Origin of the sequence: Thermogymnomonas acidicola, assembly GCF_014646795.1 — an archaeon.
Classification (GTDB): Archaea; Thermoplasmatota; Thermoplasmata; order Thermoplasmatales; family Thermoplasmataceae; genus Thermogymnomonas; species Thermogymnomonas acidicola.
In genome coordinates this window covers 353991-368622 of sequence record NZ_BMNY01000001.1, presented here as the reverse complement: position 1 = coordinate 368622, position 14632 = coordinate 353991, and the positions used below count along the sequence as shown (strand labels likewise).

The 14632-nt window shown below is 55.5% G+C and carries 10 protein-coding genes; 5 read left to right on the top strand and 5 right to left on the bottom strand.

Annotation, left to right across the window (positions count from 1 at the left end; all coding sequences use genetic code 11):
* The first annotated feature begins 79 nt into the window (after positions 1-79).
* Entirely contained in the window at positions 80-1747 is a 1668-nt protein-coding gene (hutU, locus tag IEW66_RS01850) for a urocanate hydratase (RefSeq protein WP_188679809.1), read from the top strand.
* 33 nt (positions 1748-1780) lie between these two features.
* Here the strand turns inward: hutU and IEW66_RS01845 are convergent, their stop codons facing one another.
* Positions 1781-2986, bottom strand: coding sequence for an MFS transporter (locus IEW66_RS01845; protein WP_229657434.1), 1206 nt, complete (start codon positions 2984-2986; stop codon positions 1781-1783).
* A gap of 84 nt (positions 2987-3070) precedes the next feature.
* On the opposite strand from IEW66_RS01845, the gene IEW66_RS01840 reads away from it, so the two are divergent.
* Entirely contained in the window at positions 3071-4171 is a 1101-nt protein-coding gene (locus IEW66_RS01840; protein ID WP_188679808.1) for a sugar phosphate nucleotidyltransferase, read from the top strand.
* On the opposite strand, the gene IEW66_RS01835 is transcribed toward IEW66_RS01840, so the two are convergent.
* Together IEW66_RS01835 and IEW66_RS01830 are read right to left on the bottom strand one after the other, a co-directional pair.
* The gene (locus IEW66_RS01835; RefSeq protein WP_188679806.1) at positions 4136-4555 is read right to left on the bottom strand and encodes a TIGR00304 family membrane protein; all 420 of its coding nucleotides are present in this window, start codon (positions 4553-4555) and stop codon (positions 4136-4138) included. The genes IEW66_RS01840 and IEW66_RS01835 overlap by 36 nt on opposite strands.
* A gap of 35 nt (positions 4556-4590) precedes the next feature.
* Positions 4591-5478, bottom strand: a complete 888-nt coding sequence (locus tag IEW66_RS01830) for a coiled-coil protein (RefSeq protein WP_188679804.1) — start codon at positions 5476-5478, stop codon at positions 4591-4593.
* A gap of 345 nt (positions 5479-5823) precedes the next feature.
* Between IEW66_RS01830 and IEW66_RS01825 the strand changes: the two genes are divergently transcribed.
* Together IEW66_RS01825 and IEW66_RS01820 are read left to right on the top strand one after the other, a co-directional pair.
* Positions 5824-10044 carry a protease pro-enzyme activation domain-containing protein gene (locus tag IEW66_RS01825; protein ID WP_229657433.1) on the top strand — a complete coding sequence of 1407 codons (4221 nt, stop codon included), beginning with the start codon at positions 5824-5826 and terminating at the stop codon, positions 10042-10044.
* A gap of 275 nt (positions 10045-10319) precedes the next feature.
* Entirely contained in the window at positions 10320-10934 is a 615-nt protein-coding gene (locus IEW66_RS01820; protein WP_188679802.1) for a DUF981 family protein, read from the top strand.
* Positions 10935-11022: 88 nt separating this feature from the next.
* Here IEW66_RS01820 and IEW66_RS01815 read toward each other — a convergent pair whose 3' ends face one another.
* Positions 11023-11958 carry an asparagine synthetase A gene (locus IEW66_RS01815; protein WP_188679800.1) on the bottom strand — a complete coding sequence of 312 codons (936 nt, stop codon included), beginning with the start codon at positions 11956-11958 and terminating at the stop codon, positions 11023-11025.
* Positions 11959-12083: 125 nt separating this feature from the next.
* On the opposite strand from IEW66_RS01815, the gene IEW66_RS01810 reads away from it, so the two are divergent.
* On the top strand, positions 12084-12566 hold the full coding sequence (locus IEW66_RS01810) for an Lrp/AsnC family transcriptional regulator (RefSeq protein WP_188679798.1): 483 nt from the start codon (positions 12084-12086) through the stop codon (positions 12564-12566).
* On the opposite strand, the gene IEW66_RS01805 is transcribed toward IEW66_RS01810, so the two are convergent.
* Positions 12541-14517 carry a heterodisulfide reductase-related iron-sulfur binding cluster gene (locus IEW66_RS01805; protein WP_188679794.1) on the bottom strand — a complete coding sequence of 659 codons (1977 nt, stop codon included), beginning with the start codon at positions 14515-14517 and terminating at the stop codon, positions 12541-12543. The genes IEW66_RS01810 and IEW66_RS01805 overlap by 26 nt on opposite strands.
* Positions 14518-14632 lie beyond the last annotated feature (115 nt).

Sequence of the window (14632 nt, the reverse complement as noted above, 5' to 3'; positions counted from 1 at the left end):
GGAAACCGGCCACCTGCCACTGCCCCGGTGTTCCGGACAAAGGTTAATTGTATACTTTACTCTATCATGATCGATAGACGTGAACGAGGTTATTAGGGCACCGAGAGGCCCGCAGCTGAACACAAGGGGCTGGGGGCAGGAAGCTGCACTCAGGCTCCTGATGAACAACCTTGACCCTGAGGTGGCCAAGGACCCGGATAACTTGATCGTCTACGGTGGCAAGGGGAAGGCCGCCAGGAGCTGGAGGGACTTCCACGAGATCGTAGCAATGCTGAAGGAGCTCTACAGCGACGAGACTCTCCTAATACAGAGCGGCAAACCCGTTGGGGCGTTCAAGACATCGAAGTTCGCACCCAGGGTTCTGATCGTGAACGCGCAGATCGTTCCGAGGTGGGCGACGGACGACATATTCTGGGACCTGGAGGCAAGGGGCCTGACGATGTTCGGCCAGATGACCGCAGGCTCATGGATATACATCGGGACACAGGGGATATTACAGGGGACATACGAGACGCTCTCCGCACTGGCCAGGAAGGAGTTTGGAAAGGATTCGCTCAGGGGCAAGTGGGTGCTTTCATCAGGCCTGGGAGAGATGGGCGGGGCCCAGCCACTGGCAATCACCATGAACGAGGGTGTTGGGATAATCGTTGAGGTGGACGAGAGGAAGATAGAGAGGCGCATCAGGGGCAGGTACCTGGACACACAGGCTGGGAGCCTCGACGAGGCCCTGAGGATGAAGGACGAGGCTATAGAGGAGGGGAAGCCACTCTCAATAGGCCTCCTGGGCAACGCCGCCACGGTTTACACAGAGCTGAAGGACAGGGGGATAGTGCCGGATGTGGTCACGGACCAGACTGCGGCACACGACATAAACATAGGCTACATTCCTGAGGGCTACGACGTCTCGTCAGCGGAGGAGTTCAGGAAGGGGGACCCCGAGGGTTACAAGAAGGCAGTGTACGCGTCCATAGTGAAGGAGGTAAAGGCGATACTCTGGTTCAAGGAACACGGCTCAAAGGTCTTTGACTACGGCAACAACCTGAGGACAAGGGCCAGCGAAGGCGGTCTAAGGGAGGCGTTCGAGATCCCGGGCTACGTCCCGGCATACATAAGAGACCTGTTCGCAGTGGGTTCAGGCCCGTTCAGGTGGGTCGCGCTCTCCGGGGACCCGGAGGACATCTACAGGATCGATGACGCCATAATCGACCGCTTCTACTACGACGAGCACCTGGTCAAGTGGATCAAGCTCGCCAAGGAGAAGGTGAAGTTCCAGGGGCTTCCTGCCAGGATCTGCTATGCCGGGTACGGCCAGAGGGAGGAGATCGGCCTCCTCATCAACGAACTTGTTAAGAAGAAGGAGGTCTCATGCCCGGTGGCCATAGGCAGGGACCACCATGACACGGGCTCTGTGGCATCGCCCTACAGGGAGACCGAGAAGATGAAGGACGGAAGCGACGCCATAGCAGACTGGCCCATACTTAACGCACTGCTGAACGCCGTCTCCGGGGCCACGTGGGTATCTGTGCACCACGGTGGAGGCACGGGAATTGGCAATGCGATACATGCTGGTTTCGTGCTCGTAGTTGATGGCACCCAGGACGCGGAGGAGAGGGTCAAGAGGGTGCTGAACGCAGATCCTGGCCTGGGCGTCATAAGGCACGCCGATGCGGGTTACGAGGCCTCAAGGGAGATAATAAGGAGGGGGGTCAAGTTCAAGTACCCTGTGTACGACAGGGAGGAGCGGTAACCCCTGCACCATTTTTTTGTGTCTATATAGAGATCACCTGGAATCTCCCACAGGTTCCCCAGGACCCTTTTCTGGCACACCTCCGCCGCTTCCTGCAAGCTTCAGGAAAGGTGAGACAGCAACGCCTGCGGCGAAGAGCACTGCCAGAACGGCCAGCTGGAAGGCCCCGCCCGATATGACCAGGGGCCCGAAGAACACAGGTATGAGCGCAACGCCAACATTCGTGGCCACACTGTACATGGATGTGGCAAGGCCAGCCCTCGCGGGGTCATCCGAGTAATAGGTTGTTGAGGTCATGGCCATGGACCAGTAGGAGTTGCCGAAGAACCCGTATAGGAAGAAGAATGCTATGAGTAGCGCCAGGAGCGGTCTCAGGCCAAGGAGGTATGATATGGTGGACGCAGATACCGCGCTCAGGGCGGACGTGAGCAGCATTCCTGCCCTGACCCTACCAAGCCTCTCAAACACGGGCGGCACTATTATTGCACCTGTGCCAGAGCCCAGGAATGTGAGTGCAGAGAGGAGCCCCCCGACCGAGAGGGCAGTGCCCTCCGGCACACCTCTTGCGATAAGTGAAGAGGAGGCTATGGAGCCGAACATGACCGATATTGATGATACAAGGAAGCCCACGTACCAGTTCTTCAGCATGCCTGTCCTGAACGAGCCCCTGAGGCTCCTGCCCCTGTAGTCCTGGGGGTAGTCCCTCGCCCTCATGGGGAGCACCACCAGGGCGACCAGGGCCAGTATGGCTGAAACTCCAAAGGCCTCCCTTATGCCGTCGGCAATGAGGTAAGGCGATACCAGCGAGCCTATGGCCATGCCCATGAAGAGTATGCCCACGCTTATCCCGACAGTTGTGTGTGCCCTCCCAGGAGTCAGGGATTCAGCCACAGATCCGACTGGGGCCACGGCCATTGGGTATGCCACTGCAGCGATCAGGGTGGCAATGAACAGGAAGGTGTAGTTGTACGCGACTATCCTGAGGGCGAGGCCGATGACGGAGAGTGCCGCTGATATGTAGAGTGACCTGACTACAGAGAACCTGGCGGAAATGAAGCCAGAGAGGAGGCCCAGCACCACCATTGTGTATCCGTATAGGGAAACAAGGAGCAGCACGGAGGAGGTGCCCACTGAAAACGCCCTGGACACCTCCGGCACCAGGGGCGCAAGCATGAACCATCCGAACCCTATGGTGAAGAGGAGGTACCAGTAAGGTATCAGGTCCCTTGTAGAGTTCACGCACTTATGAGGCAATGCCTCACTATAATGCTTTCTCAGGGGGTTTCAGAAAAAACGATATAGCTGCAAGCCCAATATCTCAGTATGCCCGGGATAAAGGCTGTAGTGATGGCAGGGGGCAAGGGCACAAGGCTCAGACCGATCACCTACTCGATCCCAAAGCCCCTCGTGCCAATTGCAGGGAAGCCATGCATAGGGTACATCCTCGATTCATACTATTCAGCAGGCATACGGGATGCCATAATCACCACAGGCTACAAGTTCGAGAGCCTGATCACGGGAGTGCTGAAGTACAAGCAGAACGACCTATCCGTCCTCTTCTCCGTGGAGCCAGAGCCAGCCGGAACGGCTGGAAGCGTGAAGCTGGTATCGAGGTTCCTAGACCAGACCTTCATCGTGGGCAGCGGGGACATACTGTCCGACTTCAGGATCGAAGAACTCCTGCGCTTCCACAGGGAGAGGAAGGCGGACGTGACGATAGCCCTGACAAAGGTGGATGACCCATCGCAGTTCGGCATAGTCGAGACGGAGGACGGGAGGATCGTCAGGTTCCTGGAGAAGCCCTCGAGGGAGGAGACCTTCTCGAACACGATAAACGCCGGCATGTACGTGATAGAGCCGAAGATACTCGATGAGATACCCGACGGTGAGCCCTATGACTTCGCCAAGCAGCTGTTCCCCAGGCTCATAAAAGAGGGCTACAGCGTCATGGGATACGAGTGCCCCGGCACCTGGCTGGACACGGGGAGGCCACACGATATGATCAAGGCGAACCAGATGATGGTCAGCAAGTACGGTGCGGAGGTCTCCGGCGAGTCCGTGTCCGGCAGGGTCATAATCAAGACTGGCCTCCACCTCCTCGCCAACACCAGGATAAAGGGCCCTGCATACATAGGCGAGGGCGTCAAGATCGGGAGGAACAGCGTGATAGAGGCATCAGCGATCTATGACGGCACTGTGATCGGGGAAGGTGTGCAGGTGAGGAACTCGATCCTCATGGACAATGTCAGGGTACTTGACAGGACTACGGTGAGCGGCTCCGTAATCATGAGGAACACGACGATAGGGGAAGAGTGCGAGATATCCGACAGCGTGCTCGCCCCGCACCTGAACCTCCAGAGCAGGTCAAGGATTTACAACGTATCGCTCTCATCGGAAGTAGAGGAAGAGGAAAACAGCGATTAGTATTATGGCCAGTGCTATCATAGCGTATGTGATCTTCCTGTCATTGCTGAATATTATCGGCACCGGCCCTATCATGACCAGGCCACCGAAGGAGCTCTTCCTCTCCCTCTCACCCTCTTCCTGAGCCTCTTGGCCCAGCTGGTCTTCGAACCCGTACGGCTCGAACTCCACAGGCCTCCTCATGTATACGAAGGGGGTAAGCATGAGGAGCACTATGCCCAGGAATATCAGGGCAAAGGGTATGAGGGCTATGGCCTGTGTGCTGTAAACTACCGGGAACACAACAAAAAGGGCAAAGTGGGCCAGGCCAAGGAAGGCCATCACGAAGTAGAGCACCACTCCTGCAACGATAAGGGCATATCCCGCTGCAAGTGTGGCCCTCATACGTCAATAAATTAACAAAGGGTATTTATATTTGATCAGAGGAAACCGGCCTTCTGGAGGATAAGGAGGTCCTCCGTGGTAAGCTGTTCCCCGTTCTTGAACTTGTCGAAGAGTGTCATGGCCTTCTTCTGGAGGTCGCTCTCCTTCTCCTTCTTCTTTGTCGTCCTTGCCTTGGTCTTCAGCGTGGATATTACCTTCTCAAGGTCCCTGAGGTCGTTCTTCGCCTGTATGAAGGCCTCGTGTTCCTTCTCCGACTCCTGGTTGTACTTCACAAACATCTCGTGGAACTGATCTGCCTGCTTCCTCGTCTCGTCCAGCTGCGCCAGGTCGTTCGTTATCTCTTCACTGAGTGCGTTGATCTTCTGCGATATCTCATCGATCTGCTTCTTCAGGGCCTCCCCCATCTTCCTCTCGTTCTCAATCTTTTCCTGGAGGGCCCTGACGTTCTCGTTGTTCGCGAGTTCCTCCTCGCGGTCCTTCTTCATCTTCTTAATCTCGTTGGTCAGCCTCCTGATGGCCGCGACGACCTTCTGCTCGTCCTCCTTTGTAAGAGGCGTTGTCTGCTGCTTGGTCTCGAGTTTCTGGAGCTCCTTCTCCTTGGCCCTTATTTCCCTGATGTCCACGCTCTTCAGGTTCGCCTCTTCCCTTATCTTCTTGTACTCCTTCCTGAGCTCCGAGAGCGCCTTGTAGTGCTCCTCCTTCTCCGCGCGCAGCTTCTGCACCTGTGCGATGAGCTCAGACTTCTGGTTCATCTTTGCCTTCACTGCCTCACGCATCTCACGTACCTTTGCGTTGAGCTCATCCCTCTTCTCCGCATACTCGTGGCTCTTCTGGGCAGCCTCGTCCCTCTTGCTAATGTGTTCCTCAACCAGTTTCCTTAAGTGCTCGCGTTTCTGTTCAAACTCTTCAAGAAGATCAGTCATAGGAACCCATCATCACAGAATTTAGTACCTGATTTTTGTATCCAATAAATATCTTTCGCAGTCCATGGAGTGTACAGTGGTGTGGAGCAATACCGGGCCCTTCCGGTCAACATAGTTACCACTTTTCACTCAAGCGAGTGGCAGGTGCAGCAAGCTGTGTCCATCTGGCCACTGCAGTGGAGAGTCCCTTCCCTAAGTTCATGTAAATTTTGTACCTTCATGTCATAATTCATGCTCTGATGTCAGTATTGCAGCATAGGTGTAAATTATTTTGCGTAATATAAAAATATAATAAACTTTCATAATATATAAATACAGAGAACACCATATATTTTTGGTGATCCCTTGACTCGGGAGTTAACCAAGATCGTAGTGCTAGCCATAGCGTTGCTGATGGTTGTGTCTGCAGCCTCCCTCCTTTTCGCAGGCTCACACGGAACAGTCCACAGCAATGCAGTCAACAGTTCTGGGCAGTCCTTCGCTGCTGTTCCTGGGACCGATGGCTTCTCACAGGCCAGCCAGATAACTGGCCAGTACTCGCTTGTGCCTGACCAGGCTGCAATGAATCCGAACGCGCAGGTAAGCATCGTTATCTCGTTCAAGCCGGCGAGCGGCTTCCAGAGCTTCCTTAACAACCTCTATAACCCATCGAGCCCCATATACAGGCAGTATGTCACTGCGGCCCAGCTAGGTGACATGTTCGGCCTGAATCAGCAACTCTACTCTAAGCTGGCAGAATACTTCGAGGGTTACGGCCTCACCGTGTTCCCGAGCGCATCTAGGCTCACAATGACCGTTTCGGGCACAGTGGAGCAGATGGAGAGGGCCCTGAACACCAACATAGGGGCGTTCAAGTACAGTTACACCTCTACGGGGCTCTGGAACCCCCTCTTTGGCAACGAGAGTGCTGTCAAGGGCAGCACAACGTACACGCCTGTGTTCTATGTATCCACATCTGACATCTCCCTGCCTAGCTTCATAACCCAGTATGTTTCGGGCATAAGTGGCCTCAATGGCATGATCGCACAGCCAGACCTCGCGCTCCCGTACGGCATATCGCCGAACATGACTGCGGTGCACTACCAGGGCAATATCACCCCCGCCGGGTCGGATGTGAAGTACATACCATCGCTGAACGACATACAGAACATAACATACGCGAACTACACGTGGATGCCTGCAGCTGAGGCACAGCAGGTGCTGTTCGTATCGGATGTTGGCAATTACCAGATCATATACCCGAGCACAATGCACATGCTCACCGGAGCGGAGTACCTGTGGAACGGCCAGGACACTCTGAACGGCGTTCCTGACATGGGACAGGGCATTACCGTGGCGGTGGTCGAAGTGGGCTTCCCGTACTTCCCAGATATAGCCCAGTTCTCACAGCAGGTGTTCGGGAACCCCAACCAGGTGCCTGACAGGGTTACCTATATAGGAGTTGGGATAAGCTCTCCGCTCCAGGGCTACATCGATGGCCTGATATGGGGCTGGACACTGGAGACCGAGCTAGACATGGAGTACATTGCAGCAATGGCACCCCTTGCCCACATTGATGTGGTCGCAGTGCCCAACCCTGAGTTCACGAGCTTCGACCAGGCCTACGCCTTCATAGCCCAGTACCTGACGCACGATGCCAACATCTCCATGATACCCCCTGGCAACGTCGTATTCGGTGCACTCCAGGGTGCAACCAATGTGAGCATAGACAGCAACTCCTACGGTGCACCTGAGTGGGAGGCAGTCTTTGAAGGCTCACCGATGTATGTGACGATAGAGGACACCCTGCTCTCTGAACTAAACGCCGTGGGCGTGACCAACTTCTTCGCCGCAGGCGACGAAGGGTCAAACTCCATGGCCGCATCGCCCAGCATGCCGTCGCAGTCACCTGCAGCCACCTCGGTGGGCGGTGGCCAGACCACAGCAGCGGATAATGGTGTGGAGTACCCTGTGACTAACGTCATAGTGAACGACACATCCTTCTTCCCGCCAGTACAGATGTACGTTGCACAGGCAACATCCCTGGCAACCTACACCTACTGGTCCTACGGCGGAGGCCTCGGAGGGACATTCAAGGGTGAGGTCGGAGGCGGTTTCGGGCAGTCGGTGATGGAGCAGCAGCCTTGGTACGAGGCGGGCATAGACGTGTATGAGGACGGTGCCCTCCTCGATCCCATAATATCTGGTGCGGCATCGTTCAACATGACAATATATGGGTTCGGCACATGGAACCTGTTCTACGGTGGCACATCTTTCGCAACGCCAATCTCTGCTGCTGAGTGGGCCCTCATAGAGGAGCAGGCCATGCTGCTGCCCAGCACGAACCCATACATGGGCAACATAAACTACCTACTGTTCGCAGTGCACAACGCATACGAGGCGAACGTGATGGGCGTAGTAAACCCGTTCGTGCCCATGCAGGACATCGGGCACAACTTCAGCTACGGGCCGGTGAACTCATACTCCTGGTACCTGTTCAACCTCTCGATAAGCCAGCCCGCTGATCCCACGCTGCCAGGCTGGTACGCCACGATATTCAACCCGGTTGACAGCGGTTGGACGTTCCTTGGAGGCCTCGGCATGCTCAACGCAGCGCTGATGTCTCAGGACCTCCTGGGCCGCACATCGCAGGCGGGCTACTCCATGCTGAACCCGTCTTTCGGCCTCATGCAGGTGACGCCTTCCGGCCTTGAGCCTTTCCACATGCTGACCGCCGGTCAGACATACACGTTCCAGATAGTGCTGGCGAACGGCGGAGTGGCTGGGAGCAACTACAGGGTCATTGCGTACAGCGGCGGTCAGACCGAGATGATAACCCCATCGCAGAACGGGACGTTCACATACACGCCCTCATTCACACAGCCACAGATAAACGCAAACCTGACCGAGATGGGCTACTTCTACATCACAGTGGCGCACTCACCTGCCCAGGTACCTGCGTGGTACTTCCAGCAGTTCGGTGTGGCGCTGCCCAATGCAACTGGGCAGCTGGAACTGACCGTAACGAACCCTGAGGGCATTGCCGAGAACTCATCGGTAGAGGTGCCAATGTTCACAACGGGCGAGACAGGATTCTACAACACATACGGACTCGGACCCGGTGAGGTCATGCTTAACGGCCAGCCGGTGACGAGCGCAGTTGTGAGCGAGATCTCTGTGAACCTCAGCGAGTTCGTGATCGAGGACCCAACCGTGCCTCTCGCCTCCTACGCTCCCGGAGTGACTGTTGGCCACTTCCTCACAGACGGCAGGGGCAACTTCAACTTCTGGATAGATGCGCTGCTCGCAGAGAACAACGGCCCGCTTTACACACAGGTGGTTCAGCTCGTTGCAACATACAGGGGCCTGACATCTAACGTTGTCACCGTTTACATCGAACCCCAGGCCGGTGACTTCATACCCTCCGTGCACCTCGCCTCCAACAACACAGCATTGGTCGGTGACATTACGTTTGCAGGCATGAAGTACGTGAACTACGTGAACGTCTCCATAGGCAACATGAGCGGCCAGTATGTGAACGTAACATACCCACCGCTCTTCTACAACTCACAGGTGGGCGAGAACTACAGCGGCGTTTCCAACGGCGTCATACCAATAGATTTCACCAAGCTTCCGCCTGCGGGCCAGCCCATTAACCTCACAATGGTGGCGTCGGGCTTCAATGACCTCACACTATCGTTCTCCTTCTTCGGTTTCACCTTCCAGATAGTGGACAACCAGAAACCCATCGTGTGGGAGTACCAGATAACAATACCGAATCCCGGAATGGACCCAGAGGCCAGCATGGTGCCATCGCACGTAGGCCTTGTTACTGGAGATGTGAACATCTCGTATAGTGGGTCCTGGGCCAGCGGGAGCGGAGCGGTCGGAGTGCTGACGCTGTCCAGCGCCTCCGGTAGCCAGGTCCTGATGAGGACAAATGAACTCACAGGAACATTCGACTGGAACACCTCTGCCCTCATGGACGGCTTCTACACGCTCACCTTCACAGTGGAAACGCCCACCGGCCTGAGCACATCCTCTTCATACCTCTTTTACGTAGACAACGAACAGGCGAAGCTCACCTCAGATCTGAACAATGTGGAGGCCCAGTATGCCAGCGCGATCCAGACCATAGACATGCTGAAGGCAGCCCTGCAGTCAAGCCAGCAGGCAAACCAGAAGCTTTCAGCACTTCTCTCGCAGGCAAACTCAACAGTGGAGCAGCTGAGGGCATCGGTGGCATCCCTCGAATCGGAATACAACCAGAGCGTGGCGTCCCTGAAGCAGGCCCAGGTACAGCTCAGTGCATATCAGCAGGAGGACTCGCAGTACGCGTCAGAGGTGTCCCTGATGCAGTCACAGATCGCGTACTACCAGAACCTGACCGCCAAGCAGGAGCAGCAGATCATGTCGCTGGAGGGCCAGGTCGCCCAGCTGCAGTCTGAGCTCAGCCAGTACCAGCAGGCACAGCACCCAGGCTACCTGACATCTGTGGACGGCTGGGTGGGCGTGGCAGCCATATCTGCCTCTCTGGTCGCACTCGGCCTAGGAATATACTTCGGTGTGGAGAGGAGGAAGAGGTGAGCCACCCCTCCTTTTAGTTTTTTAAGAAACCATTTTTGTGCACTTCAACCCATTCACCTTTTCTGCAGGGCCCGGAAAGATCTTGGCTGCAGTAATTCGCACCCTTTGGAAATACCGTGCGAGATGGGGGGCCAGCGGGTCGCTCACGGAAGCCAGAGTGATTCCGCTCTCTCAGGTTTTGAACGCCACGGAATTAGTCCCATGCGCATCTGGACTAAGCGCTTAGGTGGAAACATTATATTATAAGCACATATTTATCTGTTCGGTGATAAGAAATGGCGTTCATAGATGACCTTGCCCTGGAGCTGTTCACCCTCGCTCTGGTTGGCGTGCTCGCCATATACATGACGGGCATGACGTACCTTCAGTACAGGCGCTCCAGGAACGCGGATGTTGAGTCCGCCCTCTACCCAGGCTTCTTCCCGCTGCTCGTGCTGGGCCTATTCATAACCGTAATGGGTATCTACGGCGAGATGACATGGCCACTGCCGGGCAGTTACAACATACTCTTCTACGACCCCTACACGCTCCTGGGCCTCATAATAATAGGCATGGCCATTGCGATATACATGAAGCAAAAGCTGCAGTACGTTGGCATAATAGCACTGTTCGCAGGCCTCATGGCCATATACTACGGCTACAACGCATACCTTGACCACATGACATCGAGCCCGATCGCCATGCTGGGCCTCTACCTGGCATTCGGCATCGCAGGTGTCCTGACATTCCCGACCACTCTCATATACGACTCCCTCCCGGGAAAGCAGAACGTCTCGAAGGGATGGACCGTCGTCCTCGTCCTCTTCTGGCTTGCACTGGTCGTGGCTTCTGTCCTCGCGGCTGTAACCGGAATACTTGCAGTGCCGCAGCACCTCCTGGCGCCACCGTGAAGATACCGTGGCATCTGCGGAACTGTGTGGAACAATTTTATTGAAATAAAAAATATTTATTTTGGAAGCCCTCAATCTTATGGGCATCCTACAGTGAGAACTTCCCCGGGACCTTCGGGAACGGGTGCACGTCGTCTATCCTCTTGAAGCCGCATATGTAGCGCACGAGCCTCTCTATGCCTATGCCGAAGCCCGCAGAGGGCGGAAGGCCACGCCTGGCGAACTCTATGTACCACTTGAACTGCTCCTCGGTCTGCCCCTTCTTCTTTATCCTCTCAAGTATCCTGTCCAGCTGGTATTCCCTCTCACCACCAGACAGCGCTTCCTGGAAGCCCTCCGGATAGATAAGGTCCATGTCAACCAGTATCCCGGGCCTGGAGGGGTCCTCCCTGTCGTAGAACTCCCTGGCCTGCAGTGGTATGTCTATTATCCAGAACATGTCCTTCTCCTTCCTTGACAGCACAGCCTCGAAGTCCTTCCCGTACTCCTTCTCTGCCTCCAGGTACTGGTAGCGCCTGAATGGCTTTCTGGGTACCTCGAGCTTCCTCCCCAGTTTCCTCAGGTCGTCCGCGTGCTTCTCCTTCACCTTGCTGACCAGCTCGACCATGAGGTCTTCGACCAGGGACATCATCTGCTCCCTTGTGGCCCCCCTTGCCTCCACATCGATCTGGGTGAACTCGCTCAGGTGCCTCCCCGTCTCTGCCTTGTCGGGGGTCTCTATCCTTATGTTCGGGGAGAAGGTGAATATCTTGTCAAAGTGCGAGACGAGGAGGTGCTTGTGGAATATCATGCTCTTCGTCAGGGCGTATTTTTCGTCATAGTACGTTATGTAGGGATCGTAAACGGGATGGTTCAGGGGGTCTGTGAGGGGAGAGATAATAACAGGCGGCACCTCGATGAAGCCTCTGGACCTGAAGAAGTCCCCCAGGATCTGCCTCACCGTGGTGTGTACCCTAAGCGCTATGGCCAGCCTCTCGTCGGACAGATGCTCGTTGGTGTAAGATACTACATCGTAGGTCTGCATAATGTCAGATCGGAGCATCCAATATTAACATTCGTTTCCAGAATGAGAATAATCGTCAATTATTCCATGCTACGGCGGGATTTTTTAGACGTAATGTCTAAATACTATCGGCATATACATGCGGGATGGAACTGGACGACAAGGACTGGAAGATACTCAGCTACCTCTCGGAGAGGGGCAGGGAAAAGATATCCGACATATCGAACGCCATAGGCATCCCAAGGGTGACAGTTTACGAGAGGATGCAGAACCTGGTCAGGGAGGGCGTGATCCAGAGGTTCACATTCATACCGAACTACAAGCTCATAGGGCTCCCGGTGACCGCATACATATTCGTAGAGTTCGACCCCAGCGAGAAGGTCACGCAGCGGGAGCTGGCAAAGAGGGTTGCCCAGATGCCGGAGGTGGAGGAGGTGCATATAGTCACAGGTGAGTGGGACCTCCTCCTCAAGGTCAGGGCACCGTCCATGGAGGACATAGGCAACTTCGTCCTCGACAGGCTCAGGGAAACAAAGGGTATTGCGAAGACGGAGACAATAACGATATTCTCTACGGTTAAGGAGTGGAACCCCCTGAGGAGGGTTAATCGGCAAGGTTCTCAAGAATGAGCTCTGCTATGTCCTTCACCTCTATCCTGCCCTCGCTGTTGGAGGTCCTGACCGCGTCCTCAAGCATGGGCATGCAGAAGGGACAGGCAACAGCGAGCCTCTTAGCACCAGTGGACATGGCCTGCTCCAGCCTTATCTGGCTTATCTTCCTCTGTGACTGCACCTTGTACCAGTAGTTGCCCCCACCCGCACCACAGCACATACTCCTCTCCCGCGACCTCTCCATCTCCACCAGCCTTGAGGTGCTCTGCACTATGTTCCTGGGCTTCTCGAACTCCCTGTTTATCCTCCCGAGGTAGCACGGGTCGTGGTAAGTCGTGACTACCTCGCTGTTCTTCACCTTCAGCCTACCGCTCTCTATGAGTGAGGAGAGGAACTGTGAGTGGTGGTACACCTCGGCCTTCAGGCCAAGTTCCGGGTACTCGTTCCTGAAGGTGTTGTAGCAGTGCGGGCACGCTGTCACTATCTTCTTCACCCCGTACCGGTTGAATGTGTCGATGTTCTGCAGGGCCAACTCCTGGAACCTACCCTCCTCTCCCATCCTCCTTGCAGTTTCGCCCGTGCATGCCTCTTCCGACCCGAGGATGCCGAAGCTAACGCCTGCCTTTTTAAGGAGCTCTATGATCGCCCTTGCTGTCTTGTTGTCCCTGGGATCGAATGCCCCCATGCAGCCTACCCAGTAGAGCACCTCCTGCGACCCGTCAAACTTCGGTGCGAACTGCAGCATAGCATCCCTGTCCGAGGGCGGGTTCCCGAAGGGGTTGCGCGTGTTAGTGAGATTGTTGAAGTACGCCTGCATGTCCTTGCCTGTCCTGTTCTCCATGACAAGGTTCCTCCTGGTCTCCATGATGAAGGAGTGTGGGTCTATGAGCACAGGGCACTCCTCCACACAGGCCTGGCACGTCGTGCAGGACCAGGTGGCGTTCTCGGAGAGCACAACTTGTGTCATTTCACCGTCTGAGGTGTAGTTCGCCTTTATATTCTGGACAACGAGCCTGGGAGTGAGGTCGGTACCTGACATCACGGCCGGGCAGGCCCTCTCGCACCGCCCGCAGTTGGTGCATGCAAGGGCCTCCGCCTTCTTGAGTTTCGGGAGCTCGCTTATCTTCTTCACGCCTATGGATATGTCGAAGTTTCCGGAGGCCATGAGTTCAGTGAGAAGGAAAGGCGTGGTCATGGCGCCCCTCACCCTGGGCCTCTTCGCGCCTATGAGTATTAGTGACATGACCATGTGCGACAGCTTCGAGAAGGGCAGGTACACAGCCAGTGCGAAGGCTGTTAGCACATGGGCCATCCAGAGAGACCTGTAGAGGACGATTGCAGTGGTGTATGGAAGGCCGGAATAGACGTAGCTGAGCGGGTACTCAACGAACCTGAACACATCGAAGCCCTCCCTGAAGGCGTATATCTTCAGGGCCCCCAGGAAGAAGCCCTCCAGGTCAAGGGCCAGGAGTGCCAGGAGGATTATGTAGTCTTGCTCCGTTGTCTCGAGCATCACCTTACCCCTGCCCCTCCTTACCAGGCCCATGAGGGTGCCGGCCAGCAGCATGACGCCCCCGAGGTTGGCCCAGAACTCAAAGTTCAGGTAAAAGCCACCGTTCAGTATGCCGTGGTGCGCGACCGGCTTCACAATGTCGTGGGACAGGAAGATGAGGGCGGTCGCTATGAACAGTATCAGGATACCGTAGGATATCAGTACGTGCATGGTGCCGGCGTAACGGTTCTTCACGTTTTTCCTGTGGAAGAAGCCGTAAACGAAGACCCTGGAGAGGAAACCCCTCCAGTCTGACCTGAAGTATGAAAGCGCCATGCCCAGGGTTATCCCTGCCCTCCTGTAGATCAGGTACCACGATACGAGGACAAAGGCGAGGGCCGCGAATGAGAGCACATAGTCCACTATGAGTTCAGACTCCGGTATGAAGAGGAGAGTGGGGCTAGTCACAACTGTCATGCAGTGATCACCGTGGCCAGGTATGGTCAGGTACTGGCCACTATCTTCATTGAGAGTTTAGATAAATATTCTTTCCTGCCCTCCATTTGTACGCTTCCCAGTTTCAGGCCTTGAG